Source organism: Chitinophaga sp. 05T412 (genome assembly GCF_056396465.1).
In genome coordinates this window covers 426,783-447,330 of sequence record NZ_JBFTLN010000007.1, presented here as the reverse complement: position 1 = coordinate 447,330, position 20,548 = coordinate 426,783, and the positions used below count along the sequence as shown (strand labels likewise).

The 20,548-nt window shown below is 44.7% G+C and carries 18 protein-coding genes; 11 read left to right on the top strand and 7 right to left on the bottom strand.

From position 1 onward, the window contains the following. Nucleotides 1–42: 42 nt before the first annotated feature. The 6 genes from AC1DFM_RS18080 to AC1DFM_RS18055 all read left to right on the top strand — a co-directional run bounded on the left by AC1DFM_RS18080 (nt 43) and on the right by AC1DFM_RS18055 (nt 7,390). A complete protein-coding gene (locus tag AC1DFM_RS18080) occupies nt 43–885 on the top strand; it encodes a sialate O-acetylesterase (protein ID WP_477078143.1) in 843 nt (280 codons plus the stop codon). Nucleotides 886–985: 100 nt separating this feature from the next. Further along, nucleotides 986–2,140, top strand: coding sequence for an AraC family transcriptional regulator (locus AC1DFM_RS18075; RefSeq protein ID WP_477078142.1), 1,155 nt, complete (start codon nt 986–988; stop codon nt 2,138–2,140). 170 nt (nt 2,141–2,310) lie between these two features. Then, complete coding sequence (locus AC1DFM_RS18070; RefSeq protein ID WP_477078141.1) at nt 2,311–3,717, top strand: sugar porter family MFS transporter; 1,407 nt, start codon at nt 2,311–2,313, stop codon at nt 3,715–3,717. 8 nt (nt 3,718–3,725) lie between these two features. Further along, nucleotides 3,726–4,601, top strand: a complete 876-nt coding sequence (locus tag AC1DFM_RS18065; RefSeq protein WP_477078140.1) for a phytanoyl-CoA dioxygenase family protein — start codon at nt 3,726–3,728, stop codon at nt 4,599–4,601. Further along, entirely contained in the window at nt 4,602–5,411 is an 810-nt protein-coding gene (locus AC1DFM_RS18060; RefSeq protein WP_477078139.1) for a sugar phosphate isomerase/epimerase, read from the top strand. It begins immediately after the preceding gene. Between the two features lie 50 nt (nt 5,412–5,461). Continuing rightward, nucleotides 5,462–7,390 carry a right-handed parallel beta-helix repeat-containing protein gene (locus AC1DFM_RS18055; RefSeq protein ID WP_477078138.1) on the top strand — a complete coding sequence of 643 codons (1,929 nt, stop codon included), beginning with the start codon at nt 5,462–5,464 and terminating at the stop codon, nt 7,388–7,390. A 57-nt stretch (nt 7,391–7,447) separates the two neighbouring features. Here the strand turns inward: AC1DFM_RS18055 and AC1DFM_RS18050 are convergent, their stop codons facing one another. Then, a complete protein-coding gene (locus AC1DFM_RS18050) occupies nt 7,448–8,305 on the bottom strand; it encodes an AraC family transcriptional regulator (RefSeq protein ID WP_477078137.1) in 858 nt (285 codons plus the stop codon). Nucleotides 8,306–8,434: 129 nt separating this feature from the next. Here AC1DFM_RS18050 and AC1DFM_RS18045 point away from each other — a divergent pair, with 129 nt between their 5' ends. Beyond that, the gene (locus AC1DFM_RS18045; protein ID WP_477078136.1) at nt 8,435–9,364 is read left to right on the top strand and encodes a phytanoyl-CoA dioxygenase family protein; all 930 of its coding nucleotides are present in this window, start codon (nt 8,435–8,437) and stop codon (nt 9,362–9,364) included. Between the two features lie 11 nt (nt 9,365–9,375). Here AC1DFM_RS18045 and AC1DFM_RS18040 read toward each other — a convergent pair whose 3' ends face one another. The 4 genes from AC1DFM_RS18040 to AC1DFM_RS18025 all read right to left on the bottom strand — a co-directional run bounded on the left by AC1DFM_RS18040 (nt 9,376) and on the right by AC1DFM_RS18025 (nt 12,881). Beyond that, a complete protein-coding gene (locus tag AC1DFM_RS18040) occupies nt 9,376–9,792 on the bottom strand; it encodes a hypothetical protein (protein ID WP_477078135.1) in 417 nt (138 codons plus the stop codon). 173 nt (nt 9,793–9,965) lie between these two features. Beyond that, entirely contained in the window at nt 9,966–10,163 is a 198-nt protein-coding gene (locus AC1DFM_RS18035) for a LytTR family transcriptional regulator DNA-binding domain-containing protein (protein WP_477078151.1), read from the bottom strand. A gap of 157 nt (nt 10,164–10,320) precedes the next feature. Beyond that, complete coding sequence (locus AC1DFM_RS18030) at nt 10,321–10,959, bottom strand: response regulator (RefSeq protein ID WP_477078134.1); 639 nt, start codon at nt 10,957–10,959, stop codon at nt 10,321–10,323. Further along, a complete protein-coding gene (locus AC1DFM_RS18025) occupies nt 10,956–12,881 on the bottom strand; it encodes an ATP-binding protein (RefSeq protein ID WP_477078133.1) in 1,926 nt (641 codons plus the stop codon). Before AC1DFM_RS18025 ends, AC1DFM_RS18030 begins: the two co-directional genes overlap by 4 nt. Before the next feature lie 176 nt (nt 12,882–13,057). Here AC1DFM_RS18025 and AC1DFM_RS18020 point away from each other — a divergent pair, with 176 nt between their 5' ends. Continuing rightward, complete coding sequence (locus tag AC1DFM_RS18020) at nt 13,058–13,966, top strand: hypothetical protein (RefSeq protein WP_477078132.1); 909 nt, start codon at nt 13,058–13,060, stop codon at nt 13,964–13,966. A 3-nt stretch (nt 13,967–13,969) separates the two neighbouring features. Here AC1DFM_RS18020 and AC1DFM_RS18015 read toward each other — a convergent pair whose 3' ends face one another. Then, nucleotides 13,970–14,788, bottom strand: a complete 819-nt coding sequence (locus AC1DFM_RS18015; RefSeq protein ID WP_477078131.1) for an alpha/beta fold hydrolase — start codon at nt 14,786–14,788, stop codon at nt 13,970–13,972. Between the two features lie 243 nt (nt 14,789–15,031). Then, nucleotides 15,032–15,457: a BrxA/BrxB family bacilliredoxin gene (locus AC1DFM_RS18010; RefSeq protein WP_477078130.1), complete on the bottom strand. Its 426-nt coding sequence runs from the start codon at nt 15,455–15,457 to the stop codon at nt 15,032–15,034. A gap of 235 nt (nt 15,458–15,692) precedes the next feature. On the opposite strand from AC1DFM_RS18010, the gene AC1DFM_RS18005 reads away from it, so the two are divergent. The 3 genes from AC1DFM_RS18005 (at nt 15,693) to AC1DFM_RS17995 (ending at nt 20,545) form a co-directional block, all read left to right on the top strand. After that, nucleotides 15,693–16,682 (top strand): lipase family protein, encoded by a 990-nt coding sequence (locus AC1DFM_RS18005; protein WP_477078129.1) that lies wholly within the window; start codon nt 15,693–15,695, stop codon nt 16,680–16,682. 466 nt (nt 16,683–17,148) lie between these two features. Beyond that, entirely contained in the window at nt 17,149–18,438 is a 1,290-nt protein-coding gene (gene ectB, locus AC1DFM_RS18000; RefSeq protein WP_477078128.1) for a diaminobutyrate--2-oxoglutarate transaminase, read from the top strand. A gap of 481 nt (nt 18,439–18,919) precedes the next feature. Beyond that, nucleotides 18,920–20,545, top strand: a complete 1,626-nt coding sequence (locus tag AC1DFM_RS17995) for an MBL fold metallo-hydrolase (RefSeq protein WP_477078127.1) — start codon at nt 18,920–18,922, stop codon at nt 20,543–20,545. Nucleotides 20,546–20,548: the final 3 nt, after the last annotated feature.

Below are 20,548 nucleotides of genomic sequence, written 5' to 3'. Positions count from 1 at the left end.
ATTCATTCCGTAAAAGCATAGGTATAAAATAAAGTTATAAGAATGATACATTCCTTTTTAATGATTGGTCAGTCAAATATGGCCGGTCGGGGTTATGCGAAAGATGTTCCGGTGATCTATGATGAGCATATTAAAATGCAGAGAAATGGATTATGGCAAAATATGCACGAACCTATCAATATTGACCGTCCGGGTTCGGGCGTAGGGCTGGCCGCCTCATTTGCGGCTTTATGGAGGCTGGATCATGCACAAGATGATATTGGACTGATTCCGTGTGCTGAAGGAGGAAGTAGCCTGGATGACTGGGCTGTTGGAGGCGCACTCTTTGAGAATGCGCTGTCTCAAGCCAGGCTTGCCCAGCGAACAAGTGAACTCAAAGGTATCTTATGGCATCAGGGAGAAAGTGACTGCTCTCCTGACAAGGCAAAAGAATATGCTGAAAAACTGTCTGTAATTATCAGTGCACTACGACAAGAATTAAATATTCAGGAAGTTCCTCTTATCATTGGCGGTTTAGGCGATTACTTATCAAACGGACTATTTGGGAAGTATTTTGCCGCGTATCCTTTGGTTAACCAGGCATTGAAACACTTTGCGGAGTCTCATTCAAATTGTTATTTTGTAACGGCGCAGGGACTTACTGCAAATCCTGACGGTATCCATTTCAATGCCGTGTCGCAAAGGATATTCGGGGTTAGATATTATAATGCGTATCGTGATTTAAAGCATATTTTCGACCCTATAACGGATGAAGATAATGTATTGTCTGCCATCTATGACCGGCCTTATACCAAGACAGAAAAGATCAAGCTGTTGGAACATGAATTTACGATCGGGAATATTGACGGTAATGATTATTTGCAACAATTGGGGGCACTAGGATAAGGTTAAAAGAATAATATCTCCTACTTTGAGGAGCACTGTTTCTTTGAGATTTTGTATAATTTACCGAAACTTCCATCATTAAATAGCAATCACTCAAATCGTGAAGAAGAAACTGAAAGTAGCTGTATTGGCTGATGTTTCCCGGGCTTATGACCGGGACATGTTAGCCGGTGTTACTCATTTTAACAAGATTCACGATAAATTTATTTTCTTCCCCTTTACACCTAAATATATTCAGCATAACGATCAGGCTGCATTGATAGAACGGGTAATTGCCTGGAAACCTGATGGCGTTATCACCAGAGAGATTGATGGGTTTGAGAAGCTACTCGACCTGGATGTTTCATTAATCATCGCTCCTCATACTACCTTGTATAAGAACAAAGTAAATTTATGGGGGCACCATTGTGTAATAGGCAATGTGGCTGCTGAATATTTTATATCAAAGGGCTTCCGGAACTATGCCTTTTTTGGATTTAAGAACTTTCAATGGTCTTCGGAAAGGGAGGCGGCATTTGTTAACCGGGTCAGCGAAGCCGGATATAATGTGCAGTCGCATATTTTTGACAGCAAGGCTTCTTTGTGGGAGGACTTGTCCGCTAAGTTAACGGAGTGGCTACCATTGCTGGAGAAGCCATGTGCTGTATTTTCTGTTGCTGATGAATTGAATATCCACCTGCTGGCGGCAGCAAAAGAACTGGATTTTAAAGTGCCGGATGAATTATCAGTACTGGGGGTGGATAATGATGTGCTCATTTGCGATATGGCCAATCCAACGCTGTCCAGTATTGAGCATCATGTGCGCCAGGCAGGGTTTGAAGCGGCTATGGCGCTTAGCCGGTGGATGGAATACGGCGAGAAACCTGCAGGCGATATTATTGTGGGTGGAGCAACGGTGATTACCAGGAATTCTACCAGCGGGTTGGCAATAGAAGATGAACAGACCCGCAATGCCCTTCATTATATTGCCACTACTGCTCCTTCAAATGATATATCAGTTGAGGACGTAGTTAAGGTAACGACGCTCTCCCGACGCGGGCTGGAGAAGAAGTTTCAACAGTTTCTAAAATCCTCTATCCTTGATGAAATCAGGAAAGTGAGGATCATGAGAATTAAGTTCCTACTGGAAAATTCTGATCTTACTATTCAACAAATTGCTGTTGATATGAATTTCAATAACTCCGACAATATTACCAGGTACTTCAGGCAGCACGTAGGACTAACCCCAAGGGACTACCGCAATCAATTCAGGTAAGCAGAATATATCGCTATATTCGGCTGTGCGCAAAATGACAGTTTTTATTCGCATTATGACATGCGTTGGCGGGATTGTGTTTCATAATTTGCCGTACAGATAGTTTCACGTTTATCGCATACAGGATATTAGGTTTTAATAAGGGCGCCTATGTCTCTATAAATTACGTTATGGAAAATTTAGTAACAAACAGTGCCGCCCGGGATAGTGATATGGCTGTAACAGGAAATGAGATGACCCACGGAAAAGTCAATATTCGATTCGTTCTCCTGGTAAGTATAGTGGCGGCACTCGGTGGTCTCTTGTTTGGCTTTGATACGGCGATCATATCCGGAGCAATACCCTATATCACTTCTTATTTTTCATTGGATGAGTATTGGCTGGGATGGGCTGTTGGCGCTGTATTGATAGGTTGCGCCGCCGGAGCCATGGTGGCGGGCAAGCTGGCAGATCAGTATGGCCGCCGATATACGCTCATCGTATGTTCAATATTGTTTGCCATTTCCGGTATTGGCGCGGGCTTGTCTACCAGTCTGTTTATGTTCATCATTTTTCGTCTGATCGGTGGTATTGGTGTAGGCGCGGCCGCTATGGTATCGCCCATGTACATTGCTGAAATGGCTCCGGCAAGCTGGAGAGGCCGTCTGGTGGCATGTTATCAGCTTGCCATCGTATTTGGAATATTGATCGCATATTTTTCCAACTATATTTTTGATGGAATGGGTGCCGATAACTGGAGATGGATGTTCGCCTCTCAAGCTGCTCCTGCATTGCTGTTTTTTCTGATGTTATTCCTGGTTCCTGAAACTCCCCGGTGGTTGATTATGCAGGGAAGGAGGGAGGAGGCTATAGGGGTCTTAAATAAAGTATCCGCTGCCGGGTTAGTGGAAGCGGAGGTGGAGTTAATCAGCAAAAGTTTTGGGGCCGACAATCGTGCTACGTTAAAACAATTATTCAGCAGCAACTATAGACAGGTATTGTTTGTAGGTATTCTTGTTGCCGTTTTTCAACAGGTGACCGGTATCAATTCTATCATTTACTACGCGCCTGTAATTTTTAAAGAAACGGGACTGAATAGTTCTTCTTCATTAATGCAAACAATCATTATTGGCATTGTCAACATTCTGGCAACTTTTGTTGCTATCGGGCTTGTAGATAGGATAGGGCGGAAAAAGCTGCTCCTGATAGGTGCATTGCTGATGGGGATTTCACTCGCGGCTATAGGTCTGTGTTTTCAGTACCGGTATTTTGATCATTACATTGTACTGGTGTTCATGTTATTGTATGTGGCATCTTTTGGCTGTACGTTGGGCGCAGTGGTATGGGTTTACCTGGCAGAAATATTCCCCAATTTAATCCGGGGGCTGGCACTATCTGTTGCTACGCTGGCTTTATGGTTGGCGGACTTTCTGGTTACACTCACCTTTCCCATTATGACGAAGCATCTGGGAACATCTTACACGATGTTTTGCTATGCTGTTTTATGTGTGTGTGCCTTTATTTTTATGTTTCTCCGGGTGAAGGAGACCAAAGGGCGTACACTAGAGGATATCGGGACTATGTTTACTCAAAAATAATTCAAACTATGAATAGGGATCATGCAATGGTGAACGGCGGCAAGGTAAGCCAGGAAAATATTGCATTCTATGCAACTTACGGCTTCCTGGTGGCGGATGCCTTGCTGTTTGCAGAAGAAATTGACGCATTGCGAAAGGAGACGATGGCTATTTTCCGTGGTGAACGCGGGCATGTAGAGGGACTGATGGCCGTAGATGAAGCGGAAAGTGGAGAGGATATTTTAAAAAAATATGTCGCGATTCATTTTCCACACAAGATTTCAAGCGTTATACGCGATAGTTTGTTTCATGAGCGAATCATCGGTATTCTGTCCAACATCGTCAGCCCTAATCTGAAATGCATGCAATCCATGTTGTTTGTGAAAGGGCCGGGAAAAGCAGGACAATCCTGGCACCAGGATGAATACTATATTCCCACCCGCGACAAGTCGCTGGTAGGAGCATGGATAGCCATTGATGATGCCACCATAGAAAACGGTTGCCTGTGGATTGTTCCCGGAAGACCAGGCTTCATTATGCAGCGTGTGAAAAATGACAACCATGAATATGCAGATGTAGATACGGTGGATGTGTCGGCATATAGTGATCAAATGATACCTGTGGAAGTCAGTAGTGGTGCAGTCGTTTTTTTTAATGGGTACACTTTGCACAGCTCACAGAGGAATAAGACAACGGATTGTTTTCGTACTGCTTTGGTAAACCATTATATGAGTGCAGAATCAATGTTGCCCTGGGATCAGGATGGAAAGTTGGCGTCAACAGAAGATCTCAGGGATATCATTCTTGTGGCGGGTGAAGATCCATATGCCTGGAAAGGCATCATAGATGCCAATCAACCATATTTACGACCCGAAATTTTAAGAATCAAAACAAATGATTTGTAAATGATGAAACCGGTTGAATTTTATTGTCCAAGATGGGGAAGTGAAGCACAATCTATAACTTCATTCTGTAAAAAGGCGAAAGAGGAAGGCTATGATGGCATTGAGTATGGTGTTCCGATTACCAGTACCACCGCTGAGTTGGATGAAGCCTGGAATGCAGTGGAGAAGCTGGATATGAAAATCATCATCCAGCACTACGATACTGCGGAACCTGATTTCTCCCGCCACTATGATCGCTATTGCGAATGGCTCCGGAAAATGGCGCCTTATCCGGCAGTTAAGATARATTCGCAAACCGGTAAGGACTATTATTCGTTTGAACAGAATTGTAAATTAATTGCCGCTGCTGCTACTTCGAATAAACCGGTGCTGCATGAAACGCACCGGAATAAGTTTACATTCGCCGCTCATATCACCCGCACCTACCTGGAGCAGTTACCTGAACTCCGGATTACATTGGATGCCTCGCATTGGGTATGCGTGGCGGAATCGTACCTGGAAGATCAGGAGGCAGCTATGCAGCTTGCAACAGAAAGAACAGATCACCTTCATGCCAGAGTAGGATACCCGGAAGGGCCGCAGGTACCCGATCCTAGAGTAAAGGAATGGGAGTATGCCCTGAACCGGCATTTGTACTGGTGGGATAAAGTAGTTGAAAGAAAGAGGCTGGAAAATGAAATTTTGACCATTGCACCTGAATTTGGGCCATATCCCTATATGGTTCACGATCCGGTAACAGGACGGCCCATCACAGACCAGTGGATGGTGAATGTGTACATGATGAATTTTCTAAAAGAACGCTATTGTTAGTTTAACAACATAAAGTTGTATTGTAAAATTTGATCCAAATAGGGCAAAGTATGAAAAGATTAATAGTTGTGCTGTTGTTGACTGCGATTGTAATGAATGCTGGTGCACAGCAGGCAGCTGGTCATCAGGGCAGGGAATATCATGTTGCGGTAAATGGGAACGACTCAAATGATGGTAGTATTAGTAAACCATTTAAGAGAATTATGGCGGCTGCTCGTGTGGCGATGCCAGGCGATGTTATTACCGTTCACGGAGGCGTATACCGGGAAGAAATTGCACCGCCGCGTGGTGGTAACGCAGAGAACGAGAGAATCACTTACGCGGCGGCAAAAGGAGAAAAAGTAGAAATAAAGGGATCAGAAATTGCCAAAGGTTGGAAGAAACTTACCAATGATACCTGGGAACTGAAGCTGCCCAATAACTTTTTCGGGGAATTCAATCCATTTAAGGCGCTCATCAGCGGCGACTGGTTCACGCCAACGCCAAAGGAAAGAAAATACCACAGAGGCGCCGTTTATTTAAATGGCAACTGGTTAATGGAGGCTTCGTCCGCCGACGAGGTCATGAAGGCAGCTGATAAAAAGAATCAGTTGTGGTGGGGAGATGTAGACAGTGCTACTACCACCATCCGTGCCCAATTCAAAGACGTGGACCCCAATAAGGAGATGGTAGAAATCAATGTCAGACAAACTGTATTCTACCCTGATAAACCTTTTATCAATTTCATCACAGTAAGAGGTTTTACTATGGAACAGGCAGCCACTAATTGGGCGCCACCTACCGCGGGACAAATGGGGCTGATTGGAACGCATTGGAGCAGAGGCTGGATCATAGAGGATAATACGGTGCAATATTCAAAATGCGTAGGCATTTCGCTGGGTAAGTACGGAGATGAGTTTGATAATCGTGATACCGAATCAGCGGAAGGCTACGTGGGCACTATTAAACGTGCGCTGTCCTTCGGTTGGAACAAAGGTACCATTGGTGGCCACCTGGTACGGAATAATCATATTGCCTACTGCGAGCAGGCTGGTATTGTAGGAAGCATGGGTTGCTCATTCAGTACCATTACCGGCAACAGTATTCATGATATCCATGTACGTAAGTTGTTTACCGGCGCGGAGATGGCAGCCATAAAATTTCACGGCGCAATCGACGTACAAATTTCGGGGAATCATATCTATCGCAGCTGCCTGGGACTCTGGCTGGATTGGATGGCACAGGGGGCGCAGATTAAATCAAACCTGATGCACGACAATGAAAATGATATTTTTATTGAGGTATGTCATGGACCTACTTTAGTGAGCAATAATATCCTGCTATCCAAACAGAATGTTTACCTGAATTCCAGCGGTGTGGCCTTCGCTCATAATCTCTTCAGCGGCGGGATAGGCGCTATCAGTTATGACGGAAGATTAACGCCGTATCAGCTTCCTCATTCCACCTTTATGGCAAATCTGCATGATAATCCCGGCGGAGATGTACAGTTTCTCAATAATCTGTTTGTAGGACAGGCCAATGTAAGCCAGTATTCCGACGCCTTTCTGCCAGTTGTTTTCAAAGGTAATGTGTATACTAAAGGTACGGTTCGGGCTACCGGCCTGAAAGGGGAGAATAGCAAAGGGGAGATGAATGAAAATGCAAAGCAGCTGCTGAAGCGTTATAAAGTGCAGCCAGCCGTAGAAACAGCTGCAGTGGTGAGGAACCAATTTGATTCGAAAGTGTTCCTGCAAGAGAAAGGGAAGGATTTTTTCCTTGAAATTTGGACAGATAAAGATTGGCTTTCGCAGAAGAGAACGGCTGTAACCACCACCACGCTTACAAGGGCCATTGTCCCGGGTCTTCCTTTTGAAAATACGGATGGTTCCGCACTGCGTATAGACACCGATTTTCTGGGGAAGAAGCGGAATGCCGTAAATCCATCACCCGGGCCATTTGAAATAACAGGCACAGGAAAACAAGACATAAAGGTTTGGTAAGCACGCGTCGAAGAAAGTAAGTCACGCGATCATGTTTAGATGAGCTGCTGTGGCATTTTATTTTAGTCGAATAGTCTTGATTAAAAACATTTTTTTGTATTGGGAGGGAGATGATTGACGATATTGTTTAAACTTTCTATGAAAGAATGCCATGCTTCCAAACCCGCATGAATAGGCAATTTCAGAAACAGACAAGTTACTGTCAATAAGAAGTTTGCAGGCCATCGTAAGACGGTATTCTGTAAGATAGGTAGAAAATGCCTTTTTCATTGTTTGACTAAAAAACCTGGAGAATGATTCCTCTCTCATGTTGCACAAGGCAGATACTTCTAAAAGGGTGATAGGTTCCTGATAATGGGATTTAACATAGCTGATTATTTTTTCGATTCTCTGGTTGGTTTGTGTGTTGAGCTCATCGGCGAAGCTTAGTTCGCAAATGCTTTGATATGCCGGGGATTGGGATAGTTCTCTCAACAAATCCAGCAACAAGATGTACCTGTTGAGCGGAGCCGAATGAACAATGGTAAGGAGTCGCTGTTCCAGGCCGGCGAACAAGCTGTTGTTGAATAGGATACCACGACTGGCACGCGCTAATAATTCAGTAATTGGTTGGAATTCCGGCAGATCCGGAAATAGGTCATCTTTCCACTGAATGACTATTGAATGAGCCGTATCAGGGTGGCTATCCGGATTTATCCAGCAGTGGGGTACATTCCCTTTAAGGAGTATAAAATCGCCGGCGTCAAAGGAATTTATCTGGTTCCCAACATACCTTAAACCCTTGCTGCTTTTGATGTAGGTTAATTCATGCTCTGGGTGTACATGCCAGGGGGCATCGAATGCCTTGTCCTGGTATTCAAAGGCATGGATGGAATACCCATCGGGGGGTGAGATATGTTCGAACTGCGCTTTCATATACGTGATTATTCTAATTTCTTCTGTAATGACAAAATAGGATACAATTTGGTTATAATAGTTGCCTCTTTTTAAAAGAGGGCAGGTTAATTTCGTTTTGAATAAAATTAAAAATAAAACCCGAAACATATGGACTTGTCTAGAGATCTTGCTGATTATAACTATCTGGTATCGGATTTATTTACAGCGCCAAAGTCCCTCGAAGAATGGGAGACCTACAAGCTAACAACCGAACAAGTGTCTTATTTTAACGAGTATGGCTATCTCTCAAATGTCAAATTGCTCGAGGAATGGCAGGTGGATTGGCTGAATCGGGAGTTGGCGGAGATTCAGGATACGAGACATCCCAAGCACGATTTGTTTTATGAATTTCATTCGAATGAGTCGACAGATCCTAATACAGTGATTTTTCATTCCCTGGGCCATTGGAGGATTACGCCCGGTTTTCACGATATACTTTGGAACCCAAGATTTGTCATGGCGGCAAGTCAGTTGCTGGGAAATGTAGCCGTCCGGTTTTGGCACGACCAGTTATTTTGCAAACCAGCCAAACATGGAGGTGTAGTGGCGTGGCATCAGGATTATTCCTATTGGACGAGAACCGTTCCAATGAATCATTTAACATGTTGGGTGGGCCTTGATGATGCTTCCATAGAAAATGGCTGTATGCATTATGTTCCGCGAAGCCACCATTGGGGGCTGTTGGAAAGGCCCGTCTTAACAGGGCAAATGGATGATTTGAAAGGAATGTTGAGTGAAGCGCAAAAGCAGGCATTTCATCCGGTTCCGATAGAAATGAAGAAGGGATATGCTTCGTTTCATCATCCATTGCTGGTGCACGGTTCCTATGAAAATTTTTCGGACCGTAGCCGTCGGGCATTTGTATTGAATGTTTTTGCCGATGGGGTGGTATCTGATACTGAAGAATCAGTATTAAAAGGAGTACCACCCATAGGAACAGGGCGCAAAATGGAAGGGAAATTTTTTCCGATCATCTATGATCCACTCCATTTAGCTAATGAAAACAGCAACCCTTCAATCGATATTGGTCACCGATAATTATTCCTTTTTTACTTTATCATAAAGCTAAAATCATTAATTGCATCCTTATCTTCTGCACTGTATTCCACTTCTTTGCCGTATCCATCACTTCTACAGATATGGTTGGGTTTATGGGACGAGGGGTAAAAGGTGTAAATATTGGGAATAGCCTTGGTAGCGCTCAGAGCCTGGTTTTGATCTTCAAAGAAGTATTCTGCAAATCCGTAATTATATCCTGTCTTTCCATAAAATAAAGATATAACGGAGTCTTTGTTGAAGTTGATTTTAATCCACTTTTCTAAATTGTCGAATTCCATAAACTCTCCTTCCAATATAACGGTGTACTTGTACTGAGATAACATTTCCTTTCTTGCTATATTGTCATCAGGGTCAAGATCCGAAATGCCATATTCTAAAAGCATGTCCTGAAAAGAACTGATTTTCATAGTTGTGTATTTTTAGTACGCAATATTTTTTATAGGTTTTATATATAGTTATAAGCCGTCTGTATTCAACCAGCACATGATTGGCAATTTAATGATTCATAATGCTGCAACCCCAAAAGGGCCGTTAGCACGTTTTAATTTCTATCAAATGTTTTCGGAATTACATTTCTTATTTAGGGTAACAATTTATCAATGCTATTTAATAAGTACTCCTTGTAGCTTTTCGCAATGGTGATTTTATGTTCGCCAATAATTAACTGATTATCTTCCATATAGTCTACATTTCTCAAATTCACAATATTTGAATTATGAACTCTTATAAATTTATCCGGCAAATTCTCAATAAGGTCTTTTAAAGATTTATAGTAGATATACTTTTGTTATTGCTGACAAATATCGCCACATAATTCCCCAGGCCTTTTATAAACAAGATATCGTCAAAACTTAATTTGATTAATTTTTTGTCGGCTTTTATGAGGCTAAAATAGATGAAAGCCTGGATGAGTGCAAATTACCTGTTTATTTTGATCAATGGTGTTGGTTCCAAATCAGCCCCCATTCCCGGGCCCTGTTAAGCAGCGAAACAATATTATTCACTTTTAATTTCTGCATCAGACTACGACGATGACTATCCACCGTCACTGCGCTGATGAAAATTTTTTCCCCGATCTGAGGAGAGCTGAGCCCCTGCGCAAGCCACTGTAGCACTTCTTTTTCGCGACGGGTGATAGGTGGCATCTCTGTGAGTGCATCAGCTGCCAGGCCGTTCAGCACCTGTTGTACGCCTTCTCCAAAGTAAATGCCACCGGCAGCCACAATCTGAATGGCTTTCTCCAGTTCTTCCATAGGCGCGCTTTTGAGTAAATATCCGGAAGCACCGTTGTTGAACATACGTAGTATTACGCTTCTTTCGCTATAATTGCTGAGTCCCAGAATACGCAGGTCAGGCGCAGCTTTTCGGATGTTGGCACAAAGGTCTACGCCGTTGCCGTCGGGTAGGTTCACATCGAGCAACAGCACAGATGCCGGCGTATCCTGTATCATTGCCATTGTTTGTGCTGCATTGGCAGCGGTACCGGCAATACGGAAATCGTTTTTGGTCCGCAGAAAAGAGCGGAGCCCTTCTGTAATCAGCGGATGGTCGTCTGCAATCAGTATATCTATCATAACCTGCATTCTATGTTGATCACTGTTCCTGTATTTTTTCGGGAGATGATCTCTGTTTTACCATTTAAGTAGTCCACACGTGCCCGCACATTGGCGAGTCCTGCTCCGGTATAGGCTGCGGTGGTGTCGAAGCCGGTGCCATTGTCTTCTACCGTGACGAGCAAGAGCCCATCTTCCAGGGTKACCTGTACCAGCATCTCAGTAGCAGCCGCATGGCGCACCACATTGGTGGCCAGTTCCTGGATGATCCGGTAAATCATCAGTTGTATCGTGTTGTTGGAAAGCTGTTCCAGCCCATAGTGATGGAACTGCACCACGGGGCCCGACTGGCGAACGGTCTCAAAAAAATCTTTCAGCGCTTCTGTCAGCCCATATTTTAGCAGTGTTTCCGGCATCATGTTCCTCGAAATTTGTCGCAGGTCAGCAATGGCGTTTTCCAGGCTGCGTGCGGAAGTAGCTACTGCCTCCGTGGAAGGTTGGTGGGTGATCTGGTCCAGTTGCATCTTCACCGCCGTAAGTGTGCCACCGAGGCCATCGTGCAGATCACGTGCCAGCCGAAGCCTTTCCTGTTCCTGTCCTTCCAGCATAGAGGTATAGGCCGTAATGCGTTGTTGCTGTCTGGCCCGTTCCAGTTCCTGCCGGATGATTTTTCTTTTGTTGCGGTAGTAGAAAATGAAGAAAAGGATACCGAGTAAGGCGAGGCTCATCAGACTGCCGAAGAGCAGTTGCCGGTTGCGTGCTTCTTGTAGCTTCTTTTCCCGCGCATCACCGGTGGCCTGGAGTGACAGTATTTTCTTTTCCTGCTCCAGTGTACGATGCCGGACTTCGAGGTCATTGATGCGTAGGTCCATTTCCTGCTGCTGCAAGCTATCTTTCAATGGTTGGTATTGTTTGTATAGCGAGAGTGCCTGCAAAGGATGGCCCAGCTTGTCTTCCAGTTCGGCCATATCTTTCAGGCCGCTGAGTTGAAAGTAGGGGAGCTTATCTTCTTCTCCCATATGCCGGAGTGTGGTGGCCGTTGCTAGTGCAGCCTTCCACTGGTGCTGTGCTTTTTGTTGCAGTAGCAGGGCGGTGTAATAGTTGAATAGATTGGGCCGGTCACCGGATTTGTCGATGACAGTACGGGCCTGTGCCAGCAAGGAGTCTGCGGAGTGGTAGTGGCCGGTGCGACTGGCATACATGGCGGCATAAATATMGTAGGTACCCCATTGCCGCGATGCGGGCATCTGGTCCAGCAACAGGCGTGCTTTATGGAGCCAGGGCGGCATCGCAGCGATGCTATCCATTTTGTACAACAGGGATGTCATGTCGATATATGAACCGGCAGTATTTTCTTTGGCGCCGCTTTGTTCTGCCATGGCGATGTTGCGCAGCATATAACGATAGCCCTGTTCATATCGGCCGATGTTAATTAGTTTGGAGGAGATGTTATGCAGACATACGGCCAGCGCTGCGGAATCATGCAGCGCTTCAAATTCGGGGACCAGTGAAGTAAGCAGCGCCAGCTCGCGGTCGGCGAGGCCTTTCCTGCCCAATGCCACTGACAGGTTTCCGGAAATTTTTGCGCTTGCCCTGCGGGCGATGATACTGGTGTCGTTTTCCAGTAGCTGCCGGGCTGCTTCAAAGTGGGGGATGGCTTCATCAAGGTGATTGGCGCGCATGAGGATAGTGCCCTGCATAGCGGTGGCTTTGGATTGATGCAGGTGGTTGCCGCTGCGGCGACTGACGGTTACGGCTTCCTGTACATATTGTAGTGCGCTGTCTGTGGCGCCCGCGCGGGAGCAGGCGTCTGCCAGTTGAATAAGCACACTGGTGCGGCTGGTGTCTGTGGTGGCACGACGCAGTTGGTCGGGTGCTTGCCGGCCCTCAGCAGGACTGGTTAACCATAAAAGTAGCAGGACCGTGGTTGAAAATTTTTTCATGGTCGCAGGATTGAGGGCAATAATACAAATATAGCGGGGAGGGTGCACATGCGGCGCAGAAATTCCATAAAATTAGGGAGACGAAAATCCGTACATCTACCAATTGACCTGGGAGGGGAGTTAACAGACCTTTGTAGGGCAGCTCTTAGGGCTGTTAACCCTTCAATGCAACTGATATGAAAACAACCATTCTTTCATTTGTCTACCTATGTTTACTGGTTACGCTGGTGGCTTGTTCCAAAGACAAAGGTGGTGGAGCTGCGGGAGGCGGGCCACAAGGCACGTTGTATTATGCTTCGTTTAAGGGGTTTATGAAAATGAATCTCCGCGGCGGGCAGCAGCAACAGCTGCTGGACATCGCCAGCATGTCGCATCAGGAGCGGTTCGATATCAGTCGCGATGGTAGCGAAATAGTGACTTATGAGGAAAGTCTTTCTTCCAATCAGGTGGCCTTCACTATTTACAGTACTGGTGGCCAGGTGGCGGCATCCTTTCAGGTGTCGCAGTATGTCAACGGTGTGCCGCGTATATCTCCGGATAAAAGTAAAATAGCCGTGATCTGGCAGCCTGCAAGCACCTATCCACGGAAGTATGTAGCTGTCTTTACCCGTAATGGTCAGCAGGTGGCCGGTTTTGAAGGAGCAACAGATGATGCATGGGCGCCGGATGGCCGTCTGGTACTGACGGCGCCGGGAGGCTTTTATCTCAGCAATCCGCAACTGACCAGTGCTTCCCGTATTGCAGATGTGAGCCGGTTTCCGGATGTGCCAGGGCAGTTGGATGTTAGCCCTGACGGTAGTTCCATACTCTTCACCAGCAACTATCATATCTGGACGATGAATATGGATGGTAGTGGCATCCGGCAATTGACAACCAGTGATGTGAAGGAGTGGTATCCTTCGTGGTCTGCTGATGGAAAAAAGATATTCTTTACCCTGGACTGGAGTGGTAACTGTAAAGAGGTACGGATGATGGACCTGCCAGGGCAGACTATTTCCATCGATCCGCACTCCGATGCAGTGGCGCCCCGTATTCTCTCTGGCGGTAATCGCCTTTGCAGTGCCAGCCGGCCGATGGTGAGGTGATTGCTACTTTAAAAAATTCTGCAGGTAATTCAGCAGTGTTGTTGTCTGCATCATCAGCGTAACATGCCCCTGGCCTGGTGCAATAGCCAGCTGCGATTTAGGCATTGCTCCGCTCATATCCGCGCTAACAGCTCCGCCTAATAATTTATATGTTTTGATTAATTCAATTTTATCCAGGCCATCATTATCGCCGGATATAATCAATACCGGGGCGGCAATTTTTGCAATATTGGCATCGCCTAAGTCAAATGGTACGCCGGCGGAAGCAATCATTTGTTCCAGGAACTTTGTCCAGGCTGTTTTATCGGGTGCTACGGCGTCGTATGCGGTTTGCATAGGCGAGTTGGCGAAGAGTGCCGGCTTCATGTGTTTAAAGGCATTATTTACTTCAGGCAGCCAGCCACTGCTTTTATAAGTAGCGGAGATGATGACTAATTTTTTTAATCGTTTCGGGCTTTGTATGGCGAACTGATAAGCGATGGTGCCTCCGAAACTATATCCTACCACATCGGCGCTGTCGACTTTCAGGTAATCCATTACTTTTTCTACGTCACTGGCTAAAGTGGCATGTGATAGTGGCCGGTCTGAATACGGTGTATGTCCGTGTCCCTGCATTTCAATGGCGATTACCTTCCTTGTTTTCGCCAGCTCAGGAATGAATGGCCCCCAGTTGCMACCAATGGTCATGAAGGCTCCATGAAGTAGAATGATAGGCGCACCTTCGCCATATACTTCGTAATAAACTTTGATGCCGTTAACAGGCGCATAACCACTGCTGGAGGGTTTGATGTTTTGTGCGTTTGACGGGAGTGCTGCTGACATAACGAAGAGGATTGTTAGTATTGATTTAAATAAATTTTTCATATTGTAGTTGAATTTTATTGACAAGACAAAGATGTCATTCATTTCAGAATTTTATCCGGTGTGATAGCGACAACTTTAGGGGTGAATTGCGACGGGGAGGTGTCGTCAGTGGGAGATAGTTACTGTGAGGGCATTAATCCCTAATAAAAAGGCGCCTGCTAATCAGCAGGCGCCCTTACGAGACAAGCGTTAATAGTCATGTCAGGATACTACAAATTCTTCTAACGCATTTGCCAGATCACTGGCTATCGAATTGTGGTCCCTGCTTTCAATCCGATGTTTAGGAATAAAGTAAACCAGCTCCTTATCTTTGAAAAGAGCAATGCTGGGGGAAGAAGGGGGGATGTCGGCGATATAAGTCCGGAAGCGTGCGGTAGCTTCCAGGTCTTGTCCGGCAAATACACTCACTACCCTGTCTGGTTTCTTGATAGACTCGTCTTCCATTAACTTTCTGATAGCAGGACGGGCCATGCCGGCTGCACAACCGCATACGCTGTTGATGACAACGAGAGTAATGCCATTTTGATCCATGGCTTTGTCTACATCTTCCGGAGTCAGGAGCTCCTGAACGCCAACGGATGTAATTTCTTCTCTAAATGGTTTAATTAATAATGGAGAGTAAGGCATAACATATTTTTTGAGGTGAAAAGATGGCGGATAAACCGCTGTCGGAATTACAACAACGCACAACGTCAGAATGTTTGGTGGGAGATGGAACTACGTTATCCGTCTATTTATTGACCATTATTTAATTTGGAATCCAAATAATTTTCCTATCTTAATATTCTCAAAATTAACCAGACAAGTCATGTTGATAAATTCTTCTCCCTATTTTATTTTCTCATTCAAAATACCATAAACCATGAAAACCGAAAACAGCACAAATCCGTACCAGGCTGAACTGGCGGTACAACTCTGCAACGTTGCCGGCGACATCAATCCGGTAAAAGACATCGGCCAGCTTGTGCCCGGCTGGAAAATAGTCTGGACTACCGGAGATTATACAAATCCCAATTATTCCTTTGTGGCGGTAGATCCTACAGGAAACACATACGTGTTGATCACCCGTGGCTCCGTTTCCAATGGCCAGGAGTTCTCCGACTGGGATATCTTTGTTGACTGGATACTGGAAGACCTGAATGACGTACTGGTACCGTGGGGATTTACTGAAATAAAAGGGGCGGCCATCAGCGCCGGCGTTAATATTGTATTCACCGGCATGTTGTTGGAGAGAAATGGACTGGACAATGGTAAACGCCTCCACGAATTTTTGATTGAAAATACGACTGCCAAAGGTAAGCAGCTGATCATTGCAGGCCATAGCCTGGGTGGTAATTTATCAAAAGTATATGCGTCTTATTATGTGGGAACATTGATGCTACTGCAGCTGCCAACCGATAATGTATCTCTCGTCACTTTTGCAGCACCTGCATCCGGTAACAGTGAGTTTGTCAAGGACCTGGAGAATAAAATTCCTTCCGCATGGCATTACAGGAATCTCCATGACGCAGTTCCTGCTTTCCCAACAGAGCAGGGCCTGATCGACACCAGCAATTCGTATATACCGGCACCCCTTGCTGCCGCTTGTAAAATCGGTGATACGAAGGTAACCCTGCAGGAAGTTTTCCTGGGACTGGCAGCAGAATTCAAGGATTGTGATTATCAGCAGGCAACAAAGAACTACATTACCTTCAAAACACCTTTGTTCCCTCAATTCCCGGATAGTAGTGTGAAGAGTTGGCTCGGACAGGCGGGTATGCAGCATCAGCTTTATAACTATGCTAATTACCTGGGCGTAACGTTGCCGGTGGTTCATTCGCAAAATCCTGTGGCGGTACCGCAGGCACTTTAAAACAAATTTTTCTGAAATAATGTAAGGGCGCCTGCTATGTTGATGTAACATACAACAGGCGCCTTTCTATCTACATGTTTATTTAAGCAACTGAATAGATCCTGGCTTTATTTTATGTACAGACAAATAGATCAATCCGTCGATATGTATACTTTAGTTTAATGATGCTATTATTAAAAAAATTAACTGCGGTTTTATCGCATTAGTAACTTATACTTTTGGTGACATGAAAACTTCTTTGTAGTTTAACCTTTCTTTCCACCTTTTTGAACTGCATACATTGAGATAGCGCTAACCTGGAGTTAGCGGGGCGACAGCCATACCCTCATGAATCCGTAGCACGTCTGGTCACGATCCATTTTTTTGCAGCTAAAGACATGATTTCCACCTGCATCGTGGGAGTCATGCAAACCATGCATTGTCACGATTTATTTATTCAATACCGTTTTTTATTAAAAACAAGCTTATGACAGTTAATGTTTTTGAATCATTTGAATCAAATGTGCGGAGCTATTCCAGGTCATACCCGGTAGTATTCCATAAAGCTAAAAATGCTTTTCTCTATGCACAGGACGGAAAACCTTATATTGATTTTCTGATGGGAGCAGGGGCATTGAATTATGGTTATAATAATGACTTTATTAAATCACGGCTGCTGGAATATATGCAGCATGATTATATTATGCAAGGCCTGGATATGTTTACAGTGGCCAAAAGCGAATTTATCAGTGCTTTTAATGACTTGCTGTTGAAGCCATTGGCACTCGATTACAAATTCCAGTTCTGCGGCCCTACCGGTACCAATGCGGTAGAAGCGGCGCTTAAGCTGGCGCGTAACTATACCGGCCGTTCCAATGTCATTTCTTTTATGGGAGGATATCATGGATTATCGCAGGGGAGTCTTGCGATTACCAGCAATGAGTATCACCGGAAGGCTTCCGGCATAGGACTACATAATGTGACGTTTATTCCTTATGATAGCCATCACCCGCAGCATACAGACAGCCTGGCTTATCTGAAGATGATCCTGGAAGACACACATTCCGGTATTGAGAAACCAGCTGCCGTTATTCTTGAAACGGTGCAAGCCGAAGGTGGCGTAAACGTAGCATCCGCACAGTGGTTGAAAGCATTGAAGCATATTTGTGAACAACACCAGATACTATTCATTTGTGACGACATCCAAATTGGCTGTGGCAGGTCAGGTGATTTCTTTTCCTTTCAGCGTGCGGGTATTACGCCGGATATCGTGATCCTGTCAAAATCTTTAAGTGGCTATGGCCTGCCCATGGCGATGCTGCTCATAAAACCTGAACTGGACATCTGGAAGCCTGGAGAACATAATGGTACCTTCCGTGGATATCAGCTGGCATTTGCAGGAGGTAAAGCTGCATTGGAATTCAGACAATCTACCGGGTTGGAAACAGAAGTAAAACGTAAATCTGCCTATATCCGCAATTTCCTCGGGAAGCTGGCAACAATAGATGAAAGGATTCACATCAGAGGAATTGGAATGATGTGGGGCATAGACTTTTCTTCCTTCGAGGACCCCTTACTAACTAAGAAAATTGCAAAAGACTGTTTTGAAAAGCAATTGATAGTTGAATGTGTAGGAAGAGAAGATAAAGTACTCAAACTATTGCCTGCATTGACTATTGAAGATGAGGTGCTGGATGAAGCATTGAATATAATAAAACAATCGGTTACACATCATATTGCTGTTTCCGGTAAACGGTTAAAAGGTGTTGTATTATAATTAACAGGAAGTGTTATGAATGTTATCCCTCGTTAAAGGAATATGAACATTTTGTTTTTGTTTATTCCAATTCAATATTTCATTATCTTTATCGTACATTTTTTTCGGAGCATAATTTCTCAGCGATAGTGTAATGGTTAATCCAGATGAAACCCAGGAAAACGAAAGATAGTTACTATCCGAACACTCAAATAATCAATAATTTTTTAACTGAAACCCAAATACTGATTACCCGACAATCTGCCGTATAAGGCACTTGCGCCCGGCTGCTACCTGCAGCCAGGATTCCTTTTACATTACTGATGCCGTGTGAACCAGGCCGATAGTATGGCTTGTTGTGCCGAAGCTTTGTGCCCAAAGGAGAGCGTTAGCTCTGCTGCGGATCGTTATTCGTATATACGTTATAGTTATAATACAGCTGATCGGAAAGGTCAACTGTAAACGGAGAAAACATGCCTGCTCAAATCATAATTTATTATCCATGAGTGAAAAAAAATTTTATCTAAAGCCCAACGTTGTTTTTGAACCGTTAGTTGACAGATGGTATGCCTGGAGCCATTTAATATCTCCGGCTACTACTGCCATGAATGTATTAGGAAGACATCTTTCTATTATCGATTCTTTTATCATGGCGCCATCTATCCATGTAGAAGCAGTAGCGAACCCTAAAATGAAAGGCGGTCCATTTATGGACATCGCAGCAGAAAAACTGGAAGCAGTGAAATCGCTGAAAGCTGAAACCCTCAGCCGTCAGGAAGAAGTGATTCAGTTTGCCAAAGCGGTGAAGGAGTTGGATAAGTTGCTGGTTGCGGAAGCCAGCGGGTTTGGGCTGGAAACATTATATGAAAAAGTACCGTCGTTATTAAAAGGGTTGGTAGAATTATATTATGACCGTAACAACAACGCTGATTTTCGTTTCTTTGAATCCTTGTTATATAAGAGCAAATTTTATAACAAATCAGCCCAGAGTATGGCTTTCTGGATTACGGATAATGATCACCGCCCGTTTTGCCTCAGTACTCCCCGCCTGGACGATGCCCATGTATTACATCTCCCGATACCTTTTGAACATGCAGGGATTGATGCACTGGCTAAAATGAAGCGTACCCCGCAAACCATCAGCTATATCAGAGATATATTAAATGTTGCACCGGAACAGGAAGCATTGTTTAATAGCTTCTTTACGGAAACCCCTCCGCCTGTGTATAAGAAATATACCGGCGATAAAATTCGCATGCGTTACTTCGGTCATGCATGTATCCTTGTAGAAACAAAGGATGTAAGTATCCTCGTAGATCCACTCGTAAGCTACTACGGATACGATTCGGACCTGGAGCATTTCTCCGATGCTGATTTACCAGATGTAATAGACTATGTGCTGATTACGCATAATCACCAGGACCACGTTTTATTCGAAACATTACTGCCGCTGCGGCATAAAATCAAAAACCTGATTGTACCACGTACCTGCAGTGGTAAGCTGGAAGATCCGGACCTGAAACTGATGTTTAATAACGTTGGGTTTAATAATGTAGTGGCAATAGACGAAATGGAAACCATTGAATTTGCAGATACGGCCATTACTGGTCTTCCTTTTACCGGAGAACACAGTGACTTGTGCATTCTGACAAAAGCCTGCTACCTGGTGCAGATCAGCGACTTTAAGTTGTTGTTTCTGGCGGATTCCCGGATCGTTGAATCGGCATTATATAAACACATTCACCAGCAAACCGGTGATGTGGATGTCATGTTTCTGGGAATGGAATGCGATGGGGCGCCACTTACCTGGTTGTATGGCCCGCTGATGACTAAAAAAATCACCCGCGAACAGGATGGTAGCCGCAGACTGGCTGGTTCTGATTGCTCCAAGGGGATGGCATTGGTAGATATCTTCCGCCCAAAGGAGGCATATGTATATGCGATGGGGATGGAACCCTGGTTGGAATTTATCAGCAGTATTCAGTATACAGATGAATCTAATCCTATTATTCAATCTAACAGACTCGTGAAGCTCTGTCAGGAAAAGGGAATTGTAGCGGAGCGGTTATATGGGGAGAAGGAATTACTGTACGAACGTAAGGAAGCCCTTGTTGCAGCGCAGCAATAGACC

What these genes read in the sequence shown, in the direction of transcription:
- AC1DFM_RS18045 (WP_477078136.1), top strand. Translation starts at nt 8,435, where the DNA reads ATGGACTTGTCTAGAGATCTTGCTGATTATAACTATCTGGTATCGGAT.
- AC1DFM_RS18080 (WP_477078143.1), top strand. Translation starts at nt 43, where the DNA reads ATGATACATTCCTTTTTAATGATTGGTCAGTCAAATATGGCCGGTCGG.
- AC1DFM_RS18050 (WP_477078137.1), bottom strand. Translation starts at nt 8,305, where the DNA reads ATGAAAGCGCAGTTCGAACATATCTCACCCCCCGATGGGTATTCCATC.
- ectB (WP_477078128.1), top strand. Translation starts at nt 17,149, where the DNA reads ATGACAGTTAATGTTTTTGAATCATTTGAATCAAATGTGCGGAGCTAT.
- AC1DFM_RS18040 (WP_477078135.1), bottom strand. Translation starts at nt 9,792, where the DNA reads ATGAAAATCAGTTCTTTTCAGGACATGCTTTTAGAATATGGCATTTCG.
- AC1DFM_RS18005 (WP_477078129.1), top strand. Translation starts at nt 15,693, where the DNA reads ATGAAAACCGAAAACAGCACAAATCCGTACCAGGCTGAACTGGCGGTA.
- AC1DFM_RS18065 (WP_477078140.1), top strand. Translation starts at nt 3,726, where the DNA reads ATGAATAGGGATCATGCAATGGTGAACGGCGGCAAGGTAAGCCAGGAA.
- AC1DFM_RS17995 (WP_477078127.1), top strand. Translation starts at nt 18,920, where the DNA reads ATGAGTGAAAAAAAATTTTATCTAAAGCCCAACGTTGTTTTTGAACCG.
- AC1DFM_RS18070 (WP_477078141.1), top strand. Translation starts at nt 2,311, where the DNA reads ATGGAAAATTTAGTAACAAACAGTGCCGCCCGGGATAGTGATATGGCT.
- AC1DFM_RS18020 (WP_477078132.1), top strand. Translation starts at nt 13,058, where the DNA reads ATGAAAACAACCATTCTTTCATTTGTCTACCTATGTTTACTGGTTACG.
- AC1DFM_RS18010 (WP_477078130.1), bottom strand. Translation starts at nt 15,457, where the DNA reads ATGCCTTACTCTCCATTATTAATTAAACCATTTAGAGAAGAAATTACA.
- AC1DFM_RS18055 (WP_477078138.1), top strand. Translation starts at nt 5,462, where the DNA reads ATGAAAAGATTAATAGTTGTGCTGTTGTTGACTGCGATTGTAATGAAT.
- AC1DFM_RS18030 (WP_477078134.1), bottom strand. Translation starts at nt 10,959, where the DNA reads ATGATAGATATACTGATTGCAGACGACCATCCGCTGATTACAGAAGGG.